Annotated in this window: 17 protein-coding genes; 6 read left to right on the forward strand and 11 right to left on the reverse strand. The window is 64.1% G+C overall.

The window, feature by feature from the left end:
• The first annotated feature begins 123 nt into the window (after positions 1-123).
• From AB0I59_RS41215 to AB0I59_RS41225, 3 genes are read left to right on the forward strand one after another with little or no spacing between them, the layout of a single operon-like run.
• Positions 124-1,416 carry an NsdA family TPR-like regulatory protein gene (locus AB0I59_RS41215; RefSeq protein ID WP_358142327.1) on the forward strand — a complete coding sequence of 431 codons (1,293 nt, stop codon included), beginning with the start codon at positions 124-126 and terminating at the stop codon, positions 1,414-1,416.
• Between the two features lie 19 nt (positions 1,417-1,435).
• The gene (locus AB0I59_RS41220; protein WP_358142330.1) at positions 1,436-1,648 is read left to right on the forward strand and encodes a hypothetical protein; all 213 of its coding nucleotides are present in this window, start codon (positions 1,436-1,438) and stop codon (positions 1,646-1,648) included.
• A 58-nt stretch (positions 1,649-1,706) separates the two neighbouring features.
• A complete protein-coding gene (locus AB0I59_RS41225) occupies positions 1,707-2,219 on the forward strand; it encodes an SMI1/KNR4 family protein (RefSeq protein ID WP_358142333.1) in 513 nt (170 codons plus the stop codon).
• A gap of 275 nt (positions 2,220-2,494) precedes the next feature.
• On the opposite strand, the gene AB0I59_RS41230 is transcribed toward AB0I59_RS41225, so the two are convergent.
• Positions 2,495-2,923 (reverse strand): DUF3592 domain-containing protein, encoded by a 429-nt coding sequence (locus AB0I59_RS41230; protein ID WP_358142336.1) that lies wholly within the window; start codon positions 2,921-2,923, stop codon positions 2,495-2,497.
• 407 nt (positions 2,924-3,330) lie between these two features.
• On the opposite strand from AB0I59_RS41230, the gene AB0I59_RS41235 reads away from it, so the two are divergent.
• Entirely contained in the window at positions 3,331-3,768 is a 438-nt protein-coding gene (locus AB0I59_RS41235) for a hypothetical protein (RefSeq protein ID WP_358142339.1), read from the forward strand.
• 213 nt (positions 3,769-3,981) lie between these two features.
• Here the strand turns inward: AB0I59_RS41235 and AB0I59_RS41240 are convergent, their stop codons facing one another.
• From AB0I59_RS41240 to AB0I59_RS41280, 9 genes are all read right to left on the reverse strand, one after another.
• On the reverse strand, positions 3,982-4,278 hold the full coding sequence (locus AB0I59_RS41240; protein WP_358142342.1) for a hypothetical protein: 297 nt from the start codon (positions 4,276-4,278) through the stop codon (positions 3,982-3,984).
• 216 nt (positions 4,279-4,494) lie between these two features.
• Complete coding sequence (locus AB0I59_RS41245; RefSeq protein ID WP_358142345.1) at positions 4,495-4,779, reverse strand: hypothetical protein; 285 nt, start codon at positions 4,777-4,779, stop codon at positions 4,495-4,497.
• A gap of 147 nt (positions 4,780-4,926) precedes the next feature.
• Positions 4,927-5,370: a hypothetical protein gene (locus AB0I59_RS41250; RefSeq protein WP_358142348.1), complete on the reverse strand. Its 444-nt coding sequence runs from the start codon at positions 5,368-5,370 to the stop codon at positions 4,927-4,929.
• 653 nt (positions 5,371-6,023) lie between these two features.
• A complete protein-coding gene (locus tag AB0I59_RS41255) occupies positions 6,024-6,428 on the reverse strand; it encodes a DUF6221 family protein (protein WP_358142351.1) in 405 nt (134 codons plus the stop codon).
• A gap of 486 nt (positions 6,429-6,914) precedes the next feature.
• Positions 6,915-7,778 (reverse strand): integrase core domain-containing protein, encoded by an 864-nt coding sequence (locus AB0I59_RS41260; RefSeq protein WP_358142397.1) that lies wholly within the window; start codon positions 7,776-7,778, stop codon positions 6,915-6,917.
• A gap of 528 nt (positions 7,779-8,306) precedes the next feature.
• A complete protein-coding gene (locus AB0I59_RS41265; protein ID WP_061260977.1) occupies positions 8,307-9,290 on the reverse strand; it encodes a hypothetical protein in 984 nt (327 codons plus the stop codon).
• Positions 9,291-9,449: 159 nt separating this feature from the next.
• Positions 9,450-11,108: a GNAT family N-acetyltransferase gene (locus tag AB0I59_RS41270; RefSeq protein WP_082777570.1), complete on the reverse strand. Its 1,659-nt coding sequence runs from the start codon at positions 11,106-11,108 to the stop codon at positions 9,450-9,452.
• Positions 11,109-11,282: 174 nt separating this feature from the next.
• The gene (locus AB0I59_RS41275) at positions 11,283-11,501 is read right to left on the reverse strand and encodes a hypothetical protein (RefSeq protein WP_061260978.1); all 219 of its coding nucleotides are present in this window, start codon (positions 11,499-11,501) and stop codon (positions 11,283-11,285) included.
• Between the two features lie 1,593 nt (positions 11,502-13,094).
• A complete protein-coding gene (locus AB0I59_RS41280) occupies positions 13,095-13,226 on the reverse strand; it encodes a hypothetical protein (RefSeq protein ID WP_358142355.1) in 132 nt (43 codons plus the stop codon).
• An 86-nt stretch (positions 13,227-13,312) separates the two neighbouring features.
• Between AB0I59_RS41280 and AB0I59_RS41285 the strand changes: the two genes are divergently transcribed.
• On the forward strand, positions 13,313-14,098 hold the full coding sequence (locus AB0I59_RS41285) for a hypothetical protein (RefSeq protein WP_358142358.1): 786 nt from the start codon (positions 13,313-13,315) through the stop codon (positions 14,096-14,098).
• On the forward strand, positions 14,095-14,349 hold the full coding sequence (locus AB0I59_RS41290) for an integrase core domain-containing protein (protein WP_358142361.1): 255 nt from the start codon (positions 14,095-14,097) through the stop codon (positions 14,347-14,349). The genes AB0I59_RS41285 and AB0I59_RS41290 overlap by 4 nt, the downstream gene beginning before the upstream one ends.
• A 273-nt stretch (positions 14,350-14,622) precedes the next feature.
• On the opposite strand, the gene AB0I59_RS41295 is transcribed toward AB0I59_RS41290, so the two are convergent.
• Positions 14,623-15,882: a glycoside hydrolase family 1 protein gene (locus AB0I59_RS41295; protein ID WP_358142364.1), complete on the reverse strand. Its 1,260-nt coding sequence runs from the start codon at positions 15,880-15,882 to the stop codon at positions 14,623-14,625.
• Positions 15,883-15,935: the final 53 nt, after the last annotated feature.

The raw sequence follows: 15,935 nt of genomic DNA on the forward strand, positions 1-15,935 counted from the left end.
TCCGCGACGACATGCACGAGGCATTCATGACCCTTGCCACCGCCATCATCTGCTGGCGACGCCTCGTCCGCTGATCATTCTGTTAGGAGTTCTTAAGGCCCCCCGACGGGAGGAAAGCCCGAGATGCCCGACAGCATCCCGAACGTCCAACTCCGTGCCTGGCGCAACTCCCACCAGCTCACCCGCGCCGAGATGGCCGACCGGATCAACCAGACACGCGTGGGCATCGCCGAACGACTCGCCGTCGACGAGGAACGCATCAGGAGATGGGAGGCCGGGGAGGTCTCCTGGCCCCGCACCCCGTTCCGGCTCGCCCTCACCCAGGCCACCGGCTTGGAGCCGGAAGATCTCGGCTTCTCCCCGAACCGGCGAAGCGCGGGCAGCCGTCTGATCGAGGCGCAGATCATGCCCGTGGACGCGCTACGGGCCGAGGCCGACCTGTACGGCACGATGGAACTCGCCCAGCAGCTCCAAGCGTCCGATGTCGGGAACGGGACGCTGGAGGCTCTGGCCGAGGCCGTCGATCTGCTCTGCCGCGCCTACCCCGTCGTCCCCGCTGCCACCTTGCGCGACCGTACGCAAAAGCGCCTGGCCCAGGTGACCAGGCTGTTATCGGGCCGGATCACGCTCGACCAGCACCGCGAACTCTTGGTCATCACCGGGTGGCTGACCGCCTTGCTCGGGTGCGTGCATTACGACCTGGGCGAGCGCGAAGAGGCCGAGACCGCCCGACAGGCCGCCTTCGAGATGGGCCGCCAGGTCGGACACGGCGAACTCATGGGATGGGCACACGAGATGTCCGCGTGGTTCGCCCTCGTCGAAGGCCGCTACGAAGACGTGGTCACCGCCGCCCGCATAGGCCAGGCCGCCGCCGGCCAATCCAGCGCCATGGTCCAACTCACCTTGCAAGAGGCCCGCGGACTCGCCCGGATCGGCGACCGCCGCGAAGCCGACAAGGCGCTCTCACGCGGAGCAGACGTGCTCGCCAAGCTCCCGATCCCGGAGAACCTCGATCACCACTTCGTGTTCGACCACGCCAAGTGGGTCTTCTACGCCGCCACCTGTTACACCTGGCTCGGCGACGACGACCGCGCCGAGGAACACGCGCTTGAGACGATTCAGATGCACACCCGCCCGGACGGGACCTCGAACGCCCCGATGCGGGTAGCCGACGCACACATAGACCTCGGCATCGTCCACGCCCGACGCGGCAACCTGGACGCCGCAGTCGAACAGGGCATGGCCGCGTTCGACATCGAACGCCGGTCGCTCACCGACCTCGTCAACCGCGCCGGTGACCTCGACCGAGTCTTACGCCAGAAATACCGCCGCGAAACCCTCGCCCAAGAGTTCCACGAGCGTTACGTAGTCGCCCGAAAAGCGCTTTCCACACGACGCCCAGACCTCCTCGACTAATCCTTTTAATAATAAGTATATGAAGAAAATTGAGAACCGTATCCACAAGGCGGTGCGTCGCGGAAAATCTCAAGTCGCCTATAGCGCAATTCCGCAATATGGCGGAGATGGCGAAGGGGTGAGCAGTATTGTAATGGAGGCGCAGAGTTTGCCTACTAGCTATGATCTGACTGTGAATGTATGCTTCGGAAATATCAAAGAAGAGCCGGTGCGTTTTGGCTGGAATTGTTGAACTGTTTGAGATTGTGGGACCTCCGCGCAAGGCATCGCCTATCATCGATTGGCGGGCGGTGGAGGATGAGGTCGGGCTGACCTTTCCATCCGACTATCGCGAGTGGCTCACGCGGTACACAGAAGTGCAGCTGGATGGGTTTCTGTACATAATTCACCCAGGAGGGAGGCCGGAGAAGTCTGCGCTCACTCAGGCTCGCGAGATGCTTGATCCCCTTGTCTTCGTTACTGAAGACCTTGATCCGATATGGCTCGTAGGTGATCAGGGGGGCGGGGCCGAGGTGAATCCGTTTCCTGTATACCCAAATCCCGGAGGGCTCTATCCTTGGGGTGTAACGGACAACGGCGATACCTGTCTGTGGTTGACAGATCAAGATCCAGAAAAATGGACAGTTGTAATCACGGATGGCGCTGACTGGTGGCAATTTAAAGGCTCATTTTCAGATTTTCTGGTTGGGTTGCTTAAGGGGTTAGCGGTGTGCCCGATTTTTCCTCGCAGATTCCCTGGAAGTGCCCACATCGAGGAAATTTCAGAGGAAGATCTGAATTCTAGAGCAGAGTGTGATTTGTGAGGATTTGCCTCATGGGCTTGGCAATCCTGGTTGCAGCGGAATCCGTAGGGCGACAGTTGGTCACCAGTGGCAAAACTTGCCGAATTACGCTTATGAGGATCAAGGGCGGCGCTCCGCGCCGCCTCGCGGCCCCGCGCCCGCTCGGCGGCCGGGCATGCGGCCTGGGGGCCGGTCCCGGCCGCCAGCAGCTCGGGCCGCCTCTCCACGCAGCACCGGCACTTCTTTGCGCATCATCACCACTGCGACGCGCACTCTTACGTGGCCCGTGTCACCCTTCACCCAAGCAAGCGCGCGGCGAGGTTCCCAACGCCTCCCAGGAAGGCTCCGGCACCCAGCACCAGCAGGACAGCAACCTGAAAGGTCCCCTCGCCCAACGGTGACATCTCTAAAGGCTCACTCGGATTCTCCGGATCGACCAGCAGTGGCACCTGCTGCCCAGCCTGTCCGCGCACCCCCCACCCTGTACCGGCGGAGACCACAACTTCACGCTCCCGCCCATCCGGGCCAACGAAGAGAACTCGAAGTGTTCCGACGCCCTCTCTCCGAATGACAGAGCCTGTCGTGCGATAGGCCCGCCTCCTCAGTCGCCGCATTCCGCGGATTGCCGCGACCGCCCAGACCAACAACGCCACGCCGAGAACGGCCACTGCGACGATCACGGCGACCGGAGCGTCTTTAAGGTCATTCGAAGCCACAGTAAGCATGGTCGCCTCCTACCCTAAGTTTCTGCGATGGAGATCCACCACGACAAACAGCGCCTCCGGCGGGGGCCTCGGCTCCGGGATGATCGCCCGAGCGCGCGCCGAAGTCCGTAGCTGGCTGGGGTGGGAGCCTGATCGTCCCGCCTGCCACGACCCAGGCAAGCCCAGCAGACCGGCTCCTACGGCTCAAGCCCATCTGTGACCGTTGGCATCCGATGATCGAGGAACGGCGACCGGTTCACGTACACGCGAAGACGGGCTTGCCCCTCCGTCGCCGGCCCGCTGCCGCTTCGCGGTGGGTCGAGGCACACGGGAAGATCAGGAGGGGAAGGCGTGCGCGGGCGCGCCACTCTCCTTGCCTTCTCAGTCGTAAGCCGTCAGATTGCTTTCAGACCTTCGAGAGGAGTTAGATGACCGAGGCATCTGCATCAAGGTCGAGAAAGCGGCCGCTACGTAAACCGGTGCTCTTGGTGCTGGCCGTCGTCATCGTGCTTCTTGCGGCGTTGGCTCTCTTCAACCGCGATGATTACGAGCAGGCCGACCTCCCGTTCATCACCAGGCAGATCCAGGAGCACAAAGTCTGGAGCGCCACTGTCCGTGACCAGGAACAGCGCATCGAGATCACCACGATCGACGGCAAGCGCTTCCAAGCCGAGTGGGAGAAACCCGACAAGGCGAGAGAGCTGACTGACGCCCTGCGGAAAGCCGAGCCCAAAAGCGGATACACCATCGAAGTGTCGACGACCCGGCTCCTGCTCGGTCCCTTTGAGATCTTCGTGGGAGCGGTTCTAGTTGCAGTTCTAGTTGCAGTTTCACGCCGTCTGAGGCGGTTCCAGAAGGACCGCTGAGCGCCGCTGGTCCTGGTGGAACTGATCCGGACGAGCAAGATCCGAGCTGCTAATGCGGTTTGGGTAGACGTACTGGCGTCATGCCCGTTGCGTGCCCGATGGGGCGGTGATCAAGGGGGAGTAGCGGGGACTCGCGGCCAGGGCCGCACGACCTCTGACCAGAGACGGAGCACGTCAGTAGATCATGAGCCGAATTCTTCCAAACTGGTGCCGTTAGTCTCCGATGAACCACAGCTGTCGATGTGGCTTCGCAAGCACGGCATCGCAAAGCGCCCGGAGATCCTCGCGAATAGTCGGATCAAGTGGGTGGCTATCGGGGATGTGGTGCAGCTCTTTGATCAGCGTGTGAACCTGCCAACTGTTGAACATCGTGTCGTCATAGGGGCAGATGTGCCCCAGCATCGGGTACACGACAGGGTCCAAGGCTTCCACCATGGTGGCGGTTAGGTATCGCTCTCCGCTCGCAACGACGGTACCGCCGTATTCCTGAACCTTATAGCTGATCCCCACGCCGCCATGGTCCCATACGGCCCCTGGCAGCGCGTTTGCCGGATGCAGAGTTACAGCCACGAGTACAGCCAAGAGGACGAACGACGGCGGAACTCGGCGAACGTCCACGAACACCGCACCCGCAGGTCGGAGCCTCGGACCTCGATCGAATCGACTTCTTTTAATCCGCAGGGCTACAAACTATGGCCATCAGGTCGCAGGCGCGCCGCTCTCCGTCTACTCCGTGTATGTGCCATCCAGGCGCATAACTGCAGTCCGCGTCACGGGAGCGACGGTTGCGCGGGGCACACGATCGTTCACCGCGATAACCAACCGGAGTGCCCGATCGGCCTCGGGAAGCACGTAAGCCAGGATCTTGTAGCAGCTCCCATCCTCTCCGGTGACATTCGCCCAGTCCTTATCGCCGTTCTCCTCCATGACCGCGAGTTCGTCATAGACAGCGACACGACGCCACCGTGACAGATACTCCTCTGCGATCTCAGCTGCCACCTGCTCGTTCATCCCCGCAGAACTGCCCTCCCTCGTCGTGCCATTAGCGGGCCATTAACCAGGGTGACGAGGGGTCAACCACGGTCACTCACGACCGAACCGAAGCCCAGCTCAGCGCCCCTACGAGCCGTGATCTATACACTTCCCAAGCTGATGGCTTCAGCTCACCAGACGTGGCAGCTTCGGGTAGTGCAGGACCTCCACGAACATGATCCGCCCGTCAACGACATCAAGGATCAGATCACCTCTCGGCGGAATCAGAGGCACGCACCGGTGCCCGGGGCCGTACGCTCCGTCCGGCTGCTCGGCCGTATAAAAGCTCTGGCAGAAGTCATCACCGCATCCGCACTCCTCGTAGAACCGAACGTCCCAGGCGGAGACGGCGAGATGTTCCTCTCCTTCTTCTCTCAGACACGCGATGAGATCCGCGACGAGATCGGGGAACAACTCACGCATGAGCGGCCGCTCCATCTTGCTCATGTCACACAGTCTCCCAGCCCCCTCCTCAGAAGCACCATCAAGATCCGGAACATACGCGGAACGCCGCCGATGGAAGATGATCGACGCAAGGCCGAGCCGCAGGTCAGAGACCCACTCACTCATCAAGATCAATCCCACTCATAATCCGTGGGTCGTGGGTTCAAGTCCCACCCGCCCTACTCAGTTTGACTCGTAAACATAGCCCCCGACCTGCGATTTCTCGATGCGTCGTGATCTCGGCACGAGAAGCAGACCCCGGTTGGTTGCTCGTTGTTTGCTCGCGTGTACGGGCCCCCCACCGACAACCAGCGGACTTCAGCATGGTTCGGACGCAGGCCCGTGTACGGACCGTGCAGGTGGTAGATCGTTTAGTTGCCGATCGTCAGCTCAGACCTTAAAGACGACCAAGAGAAGTCCACAACCGAACACCCCACAGGCGTCGGCCGCCCGGTTGCGGTATTCGGCCGGTCACGGGAGCCCCAAAGACGCCGACCCCGACAAATGGATGAAACCCCGACAATCAAGGCCGCCAACTCGCCAACCAGCGGACGAATAATCTGCTGGTTGCCGCGACTCCTCCACCTGGAAACTCCGCTGGTACAGAGACATGATGGCCCGAGCCAGGCGCGTGCCCTGTGGTCTGAGTCTCGCCTCGGTGGATCTCCGTGGGAGCGAGGTGGGCATGCCGTCCACTGGTCTTCCTTCACAATGCCGGGCCGGGGCAGGGGCGCGAACCGCGGGCAGCTCACGCATCGTCCACCATCTCGGGCATCCCGTCAGGGCCGCCATTCCGGACGGTAGTCCTCATGCCAGTCGTAGGCGGCGGCCTCAAGACGCAGAAGATGCTCGGCCGCGGCGCGCTCCCCGACATCGACCCAGCTCCCTCCGAGGACGTGAGCCAGATACTTGAGACGGTCCTGCTTGGCAGCCAGATCGGTCAGGACGCGAGCCGGGGCGTTGTGCAGGATGTGCCACTCACACCGCACGTCCATGGTCACCGCGATCCGCATCTGTTCGCAGTCGGGCACCTCGATGTAGTGCTGCCCGTACACGCCGGGCCGGGCGAAGGACTTCGGATCATCCGTCGTATGAGGAGAGAACCAGTGGCCCGGCTCGCACATGGCGGCGATCTGCCAGGACTCATCGATACGAGTCCGAACGAACGCGATCAGGTCATCCATCGGGAACTCGGACCTCATCACTCGCGGGGAGAGTTACATGTCCATCATGAGCCCGTACGGCCCTGCGCGGGGCAGCAATCCCCGAACGCGCCTCTCGCCTGGCGCCAGAGGCCGTGATACCGGCCTGCCCCTCGATGCCGGGGCCGCTCTGACAGAAGATGATCCACAAAAGGCAACTGGCCGCTCATTGGTCGTAGTGCCCGTCTCGTCTGAGATTGGGGATCAGAGGTCGGGCACGACGGACAGCCTCCCCTGAGAAGCCGTACGCCGGCCCCTCTCCGGCCTGCGGCTGTTCCGTTGACCGTCTGGCCCGCGCGGTGGCACCGACGGGGGCGGAGTCGGAGTGGCCAGGAGCGCGGCAGTGGATTCGGCCGCGGCCTTCGCGACTTCCGGATAGACGCTGGTGTACGTGTCGCGGGTGAACGTCGAGGAGACGTGACCGAGGGTTTCCTGGACCTGCGGGTGCCGATTAATCATCCGGCCTGGTCAAGCCGTATGGCGGTACTCGTTCAAGGTTCCGCCGAGTCGCTCATATCGGCGGATGTCGAACGCCGTCGTGCGGGCCAGGTCGGTGCTGGGGTCGGGAAGCGGCCGAAGTGGAGCTGCCTGCCGAAGAGCTCGATGCGGCCGGTGCTCGTTGTAGAAGGTCTCGAACTCACGCAAGGCGTGCAGAAGATGGTGTGGGTTCCAGATCAAGGTCCGGTCCAGCAGCTCCCGCCTACATGTCTGGATCCAGCGCTCCATGATGGAGTTCATCCGTGGCATCCGGACACCGCTCTTGACGAGCCGGATTCCGGCATCGGCCAGCACGGCGTCGAAGGCGGCGGTGAACTTGGCGTCGCGGTCACGTATCAGGAACCTGGCGGTGCTGCCCGCGTCCTGCAGGTCCATGACGAGGTTGCGGCCGACCTGGGTGACCCACTGCCCAGTCGGATGCGCGGTCACGCCCAGGATCCGCACACGGCGGGTGGCGTGCTCGATGACCGCCAGCACGTACAGACGCGCCCCGGTCACCGTGCGGACCTCGAAGAAGTCACACGCCAGCAGGGCGCCTGCCTGGCTGCGCAGGAACGCGGCCCACGTCGAGGCTGCACGGTCCGGGGAGGGGTCAATGCCGTGCTCTTTGAGGATCTCCCAGATTGTGGAGGCGGCGACCGTGATGCCAAGCGCGGCCAACTCACCGTGCATACGCCGGTAGCCCCACGAAGAGTTCTCCCGCGCCAGGCGCAACACCAGGGCGCGAATGGATCGGAGGGTGCGCGGGCGCCCACGCTGACGAGGCGCGCTCGCTGCGGCGTGACGGCGCCGCAGCAGATCACGGTGCCAGCGCAGGACCGTGTCCGGACGCACCAGCAACGTGAAGTGCCGCAGCTTGTCCAGCGGCAGACGGTGGAGCAGCCCCGCGAGGAGGAACCGGTCGTACGGAGTGAAACGCCGGTTTGGCCACCTGCCGCTGCACCACCGTCAGCTGATGCCGCAGCACCAAGATCTCGACGTCCTTGTCATGATCACTCCTGGACAACAGTCGCAGGAGCGAGACGATGTTCGTCACCGTGAGGTAGACCAAGCGCAGCAACACGACCGATCATCATGCCGTTCACTGGCGCAGCGCTCGAGACACCCGCCCGGGGCAAGCTCGCCCATCACGCCTATGACCTGCGCGGATGAATATTCAGCACCCGCAACGTCCGCTTGGTTGGGCGGGACTCCCACGGCGCACCCGATCCTTCTCGGAACGGCCGGCTTTGAATCGCCCCGGCTTCGGCAGCGCCCCCAGCACTTTGGACGCCTTCGCCATCACCTTCGAAGGCCAGCGGTCCTCAGCTTGTGACAGAAGAAATCAGCAGCGAGTTACACCGTTGCTCGACAGACTCTCGGTCAGCAAAACGGTTGTCGATATCGGGACAGGCGTAGCTCGTACCCTGTCTCGGCGCCGGAGGTGGTGAGCGCCCTGCCGCCGCTGGTCGCCGCGTTCCACAGCCAAGGCAGCACGTGGCGGGTGAGGGAGCCGTCGGGCAGAGCACGGATGGCCTGCCGTAGGGACAGGCGGAGCCTCTGCAGTTCTTCCAAGGTTGTAGCGGAGTGACCCAAGGTGCGTTGTCGGCCGTCCCGGCCAGTGGCCTCGGCCAATGCCATCGCCGCGTCGAACGGGTCAATCCCTATGAGCTCGGGCTCCGCAGCAGTGACAACGGCGGCGTCAGCAGAGGCACTGGTGCCCTCCGAGGCCGCAGTGTTGATGGAGGGGTGTTGGCGACCGAGCCGTTCGGCACGCCAGCGTGACCAGGGGTTTCCAATGCCGTCCAGCGCAGCCAGCAGTTGCTCGGCGACCCGCCGCTCGATCTCGCCCCCGTCGCCCCAGACATCGACGATCAAGGGGGTCACCTGTCCCCATGTGAGGTGCGCGAAGCGCATTTGCTCCCCGGTCGTTGGACGCGCGAGCGGCATCGGCGGGGTCAGGTAGGTCAGGTCGATGCGGGCGGCGGGGTAGTGATGGTCGGCGAGCGTGAAGTAGCCGGTCACCTGCCCGGGCCGGTGACTTGTGGTCTCGGTCTTCAGTTCGATCATCCACAGCCGCTGCTCCCACAACACGGCGTAGTCCGGTGCCCCGCCCTGCTCGTCGTCACCTCGCCCCGGCAGGTCGAATTCGTCGACAAAGACCGGCTGACCGTGCCACGCACCTGCGCCGAACGACAGCACGTCCAACTCCCGAAGGAACCGAACTCCTTTGTCGGAGGGGATGCTGCGGCTGTTCCAGCGCGGGTAGGGGCCGGTGAGGATCAGCATGGTCAGCAGGCGCTGGCAGTATTCCTCCCGGCCGAGCCGCAGACGCCGCAACAGCTGTAGGGGGTCCTCGATCACCACGAATGGAACATCTCATGGTTTGTGCCAGGTTGCACGAAGGTTAGGTGACATTCCTCTGGGGGCGAGGTGACGTCCCCTCGGGTGGTGTAACTCCAAGCTTGTGAAGCAAGCCCCAGACATGGGGCGAGCCATCAAGGTCTCCATCGAAGCCGGGGCGATTCATCGTGAACCGTCCGGTTTGTTCAGGGTCTTCAACGCGTGGGTGAGCCGGCGGCCGGGGTAGTCCCGCAGCTCGGGGTAGCCCAGCCGGTGGTAGACATCCCAGTAGCTGGCGGCCCGCTGTTCCGTGATGGCCAGCAGATCGGGATTGTCGGCGATGAACCGCTGCCAGGACAGGTAGAGCGGTGACGTCGGCCGGGCGAGGTCGGCGAGGGCTGCTTCGATGTCCGTGACGATCTCGACGATGTACTCGCCGATCAGGCGGATCACGTAAGGCAGAGCCCATGGCTCCGGCGAACCGGCGATCACGGCCAGGTGCCTTTGCCTGACGTGTCCGTCGTGGTGTCGTGTGTACAGGCAATGGACGATTGCCTGCTGAAGCGGTGAGAGCCTGCGGATCGTCGCATCGGACGGCTCGGGGTTGTAGATCCGCTCCGGTACGGAGACCATGTCGTCGCCCACAACGGCCCGGAACGACAGCCATGGCTTGTGCGCGGCGCGAGGCATGATCGCGCGGGCGGTGGTGACGTCGGCGGCCAGCTCTATCGGGAACGCGCAGGTCAGCGAGTCGTTCAATCCCGAAGCGGCCGGTTCTCGCGGAAAGTCGTCGACGCGCCACCGGTAACGGGCATCGGGCGGGTTCTTCTCGTCGCCGCTGTCCCCGGCTTGTTTCACCAGGGTGAAGCCGTGCCTTTCGTAGAAGCGGACCGCCCCGGTGTTCCGCGGGGACACGCGCAGGTTGAGCATCGGCCGGACCTTCTGCATATGAGCCAGCAGTGCGAACCCGACGCCCTGATTCTGTGCGTTCGGTGCGACACAGAGATGCCGGAGCCAGTGATTATCCAGCGTGGCGAACCCGATCACCTCGCCGTGCAGCTCGGCGACCCACACCTCCTCGCGCGTGAAGACATGGTCAGTGATCCATGCCCTGGTCTCCTCGTCGGTGTGCGGTCGCGGCACGTAGGTCGTCTGGCCGCGTGCGGAGAGGAAGACGTCGGCGATGCGCTCGGCGTCGCCCGCCCACCCCCGCCGTAGAAACGGAAGGGTGTCGTGGGCGATGAGCTCCGCCATTTTGCGGAGCCGGAGGAAATCCGACCACCCCGCCCCGAATCTCAACCGCAGCGCGCGCAGTTCGGCGAGCAGGCCGGGGAGGAGCATCCGATGATCGGGATGGAGCCGTCCACCGCGTTCCACGTAGGTCCAGATGATGCCCGCCACGGCCGAATCCAGGTCCACCAGATCGGGCTTGAGCGCGGGCGGAACGTCGGGAAAGGGCGTTGAGGTGTGCTCGTCCCACAGCCGTTCGACCGTCTGGCGCATCGCTGCGTCGGCGTCCGGGCCGTGCCATCGCCAGCCGTACCGGTAGCGCTGCTCAACGACCGAGATCGCTCGCCCCGTGTGCTTCTCGACGGCACGCCGCCGGGCGAAGTCGGTCAGTTCCGCCTGCCGTGCCGCACGGCTGGCTTCCAGGACGTCGAGTGCGCGCAGCAGCGCGGCCTCGTCTGTGCGGATGTCGCCTGCCCGGCCGGTGATGAAGTCCCAGGTCGCATGGAATCCCAGTGGCTGGTAGTGCTCGACCGCGCACCGCAGCGACGTGTATCGCAGCGCGTATGGGAGGTCTCTGTCCCGGACACGGCGCGCGTAGGTGCCGAAACTCATCCGAACTCGACCGGCCGTCCCGAGCGGGGGCCCACCCGCTCGGCAGCGATCGCTTCGTCTGGCGTACGGGGAGGCTTCATGGGGTCATATGGTGCTACCCGCTCATATCGCCCGTCTATTCGATATCACCCGCCAGCCCGTCGGCGACATCTCGGATCACTGAAGCGGGCCCGCTCAAGGGGTTCTGTTCGCGGCGGCGGCGCGGGTGGTGAGGTAGTCGCGTTCGGGGATGCTGGTCGTCCGTCCGGCCGCCGTGCCCGCATGCGCGGCCGAGCCAAAATCGATGCGCCGGAGCACCAAGATCTCGACGTCCTTGTCATGGTCGCTCCTGGGCAGCAGGAGCAGGAGCGAGACGATGTTCGTCACCGTGAGGTAGGCCAGGCGCAGCAACACGACCGATCATCATGCCGTTCGCTGGCGCAGCGCTCGAGACACACGCGGATGCCCGAGATCGCCCATCATTCCTATGACCTGCACGGATGAATATTCGGCACCTGCAGCCTTGGGTAAAAGAGGTGAGGTCGCAGATTCAGTGCTGGTCCGGGCAATCGGCCCGGGGACCAGACGGCCTCCAGATCACGGCAGGTCACCGAGATGGTGCCGGGGCGGAACGCGATCTCATGTGTGCAACCGCCGGGATGTGGCAGGACCTCGTCCAGGATCACGACACTGCACCCCGGCGACCCCTGAGCAATGTCCAATTGAACACGTGTGACCGCGGAGGCCCCTTGATATCGATGGAGCTAATTCGGCAGAATTGGCCAGTGCCTGCATGATGATACTGAGAATTGACCGATTGGGAGGGGGCATGGTCGCAGTGGAATGGCGGATCCGGGGTGTGCTCGTGGCACTCATGGCCATTGTCGCCCTAGCCGGTTGCTCTACAACTGCAACACCCCCGAAAGTCCCACGATCACAGCCGTCATGGCATTCTCTGGGAGGCGATAATTCACGCGTCGCGGCCGACGATCTTTGCCCAAGGGGTAAGGGGCCGAGGGGGTTGGACTGCCGGTCAAAATCTTCGGGATATGGAGCCTGCGTAAAGCGTCATTTGGTGAAAAACTCGGCCATTTTATGCCAGCAAGCATTGATCGTCCGAATTGAATGCCGTTTCGGAGAACGGGCCACCTTTCACAGCGGACAGGACTGCGCCTCGTCGTTCGAATCCTATTTGTCGTGCCGGACGGGAAGTTCCAGCCGGTCTGACGATGTGTGCGCTGAGGGCGAAAGAGAGTTCTTGCGCTGTCCAGGCTACTTTGATCCAGCCAGTAACTTCGACTGCGTGAAGGCACGAAACTCCTACTACAAGTGCCGCGACGATGCGCGAGGCGAGGACATATTCTGCTCAACGTATATCGAGGTTCTCGGTTTGTGTCACACGCTGAGGGTCGGCTGCTCCGACCTTCTTGATAAATACCTTGTGTGCACAAGCGGGGGCCTCTCCCCAAACGAGTGCGCGTTCGGGCTCAACAAGAGAATAAATTGTTTGCGAGATCTTGGAGACGGTATCTTCCGGCAAGCCTCGACATGTGACTCTATCTGGCGTGACTTCATTAGAGACTGCGGTAAGAGTGGGCTTGACGTGAACGGCCCCACGCCGTGTACGGGTGGTACCGGATGGAGTAGGGCGAGCTACTCGATCTGCGAGAAACAGGGGGAACTAGCCGAAACGGTTGGCGTGGCCTACGTGTATCCGTTGTATCTAGGCGATGCCCGAATGCATGTGTGCTGGGCACCTAGGGGTGAGCAGCGCCCTATGGCCGAGATGGCCATGCAGGCGTCCGGCGAACATGGTGTTCGCGCCATATACCGCCACGGCGAAACTACCTATGAACCCATATGATCACCATCACGCCACCTTTGGTGACATGTGGGTTATCTATTTCAAGGTCGAAAGGCCAGGAGCTGATCACCATCTACAGCATCGTGTGGGCAGGGTGAGGGCAACGCTGACGGCGAACGTCGGCCATCGCACTTCATGCCGGATCAGCCGATCGGATAGGCGTCTTCCAACTCGTGACGGTCGGCGGGAAGCAGCACGTTCACCACGACAAAGGGGTGCCCGGAAGCGTCCCGCACGGCCGCGTACACGTCCAGGACCGGCGTGTTCTTCGGCATGCCGAGCCTGTGGGTGCCGGAAACTCGGCCAGTGCGGTTGACCTGTGGTTTGGCACTCGGGCGTGCGCTCGGCATGACCGACGTTCATGGCGTTGCGGCTGCTGTATCTGATCTTCCTCCGGCTCGCGGGTTGGCTAACGCTCTTGGCCCGCTCGGAGACGTCGAAGAACGTCGAGATCCTGGTGCTGCGCCATCAGCTCGCGGTGCTGCGTCGCCAGGTCGCCCGACCGCGACCGTCGTGGGCGGACCGGGCGGTGATCAGCGCGCTGGCGCGACTACTGCCTACAGCCGGTCGCCTGCGGCTGTTCGTGACGCCGGGCACGTTGCTGCGCTGGCATACCGATCTGGTGCGGCGCCGCTGGAAGTTCAAGCACCGCAGGGAGGGCCGACCTGCCACACGTCCCTCAGTGCGATCGCTGGTCGTTCGGATGGCCCGAGAGAACCCGCTGTGGGGGTATCGACGGATTACCGGGGAACTCGCGGGCCTGGGACACCGGGTCGGTGCCTCCACCGTGTGGCTCATTTTGAAGAAGGCCGACATCGACCCGGCGCCGCGCCGCATGGGGCCGACCTGGAGCGAGTTCCTGCGCGCACAAGCCGCCGGCATTCTGGCGTGCGACTTCTTCCACTGCGACACTGTGCTGCTCAAACGCTTGTACTGCCTGGTCGTCATGGAGATGTCCACCTGGCGAGTGCACCTGCTCGGCGTCACCGATCATCCTACCGGGAAGTGGGCCGCTCAGCAGGCCAGGAACCTGATGATGGAACTCGGGGATCGGGCCGAGGGCTTCCGGTTCCTCATTCGCGACCGGACGCGAAGTTCACCGCGGCTTTCGACGAGGTTTTCACCGGAACGGGCATTCGGGTCTTGAAGACACCGCCTCGGGCTCCGCGGGCGAATGCCTACGTCGAGCGGTGGATCGGCGGCCTACGCCGGGAGGTCCTTGACCGGATGCTGATCGTTAACGCTCGCCAGCTGCGGTCGGTACTGGCCGTGTACGAAGCGCATTTCAACGAGCACCGTCCGCACCGATCCCTGGACCAGGCTGCTCCGCTACGAGCCCTGCCGACCCGGTCGAAGCCGATACCAAGGTCATCCGCCGCGATTGCCTCGGCGGGCTGATCCACGAGTATGCGCAGGCCGCGTAGGGTGGCCGAGTTTCTGGCACCCACAAGAGTGCGGGGAGCCGGCGACCGCCTCGCCGAGCCGGCCGAGCGCGTACTTGTCGCGCAGCACCCGCCGCACCGCCCCACGACCCCGTCCAGCGGGCCGATGCCGTATCGATCAGGGCGGGGCCGGAGGCGCCCGGCAGCGTCTGGGGCAGCACGCTGGTGAGCTGCTGGGCCTTCTCCTCGACGGTCATCTGCCCCAGCGGCTTGTTCACGCGGGGATCGTTCACAGGGTCTCCCCGTTCTTGCGAGCGAGCGCGCCGAGGTAGCGGGCGCTGTCCTTGACGGTGCGCGTCTGGGTGGCGCGGTCAACGGCGATGATGCCGAAGGTGGGGGCGTAGCCGAGCATCCACTCGAAGTTGTCCAGCGCCGACCAGTAGTAGTAGCCGCCCACGTCGATGCCGTCGGCCAGGCAGCGCCGCACGCCTTCCAGAGCCTGGCGGACGTACTCGGTGCGGCGGGTGTCGTCGGTGGTGGCGATGCCGTTCTCGGTGACGATCATCGGCAGGCCGGCGACGGCCGCGCCGCGGATGACGTTTTCCAGCGACCCCGGGAAGAACTCGTAGCCCATCTGGGTGACCTCGGCTCCGTCGGGTACCGGCAGGAGGCCGTCGGGGCCGACGCGCATGCGGCTGTAGCTCTGCACGCCGAGGAAGTCGTCGCCGTCGAGGGCGGGCAGGAAGTCCGTGAAGGTCTCGCGCCACATCTGCCGCGCCCGCTCCTGTCCTCCCGGCTCGGGGTGGTAGTCCTGCAGGGCGAGGGTGAGGCCGACACGGGTGTCCGGGCTGACTTCCCTGATCTCGGCGCGGGCGGCCGTGTGTGCCTGCATGATCACCTCGTTGGCGGCCTGGTCGTAGGCGAACAGGAAGGGGTTGACCCGGTCGGGGGTGGTGTCCAGGGCGCGGGCGGCGGCGCACAGCCAGGCACCGAGTCCGCCGGCCGGGGCGTCGCCGAGCCCGACCGGGGCCAGTTCGAGCAGGTCGCCGGCGATCTGGCGTACGACGGGGCCGATGTTGGCCTCGTTGATCGTGCACACATAGGGGATGAGCGGGCCGAGTTCGGCCATGACCGTGCGGCAGTAGGCCGCGAAGCGCTCGGAGGTGCCCGGATCGCTCCAACCGCCGAGCCTCATCAGCCAGCGCGGGCTGGTGAAGTGGTGCAGCGTGACCATCGGGGTCAGGCCGTGCTCGTGGCAGGCGTTCAGCACGTCGCGGTAGTGGGCCAGGGCCGCCCGGGAGTATCTGCCCGGCTCCGGCTCGACCCGCGCCCACTCGACGGAGAAGCGGTAGCTGGTCAGGCCCAGCTCCGCGAGCAGAGCCACGTCCTGGCGGTAGAGCCGGTAGTGGTCGCAGGCGTCGCCGCTGGGCTCGGTGAAGATCGTTCCTGCGGTGTTCTCCAGCACCCAGAAGTCGCTGTTGACGTTGTTTCCTTCGACCTGGTGGGCGGCGGTCGCGGCGCCCCACAGGAACCCGTCGGGAAAGCTCATCTCTGCCCCATCTGCTAACGCGCGTTACCAACGCGCGTTAGCACGCTAGCATA

The sequence above is a fragment of the Microtetraspora glauca genome, assembly GCF_040656155.1.
GTDB lineage: Bacteria > Actinomycetota > Actinomycetes > Streptosporangiales > Streptosporangiaceae > Microtetraspora > Microtetraspora glauca.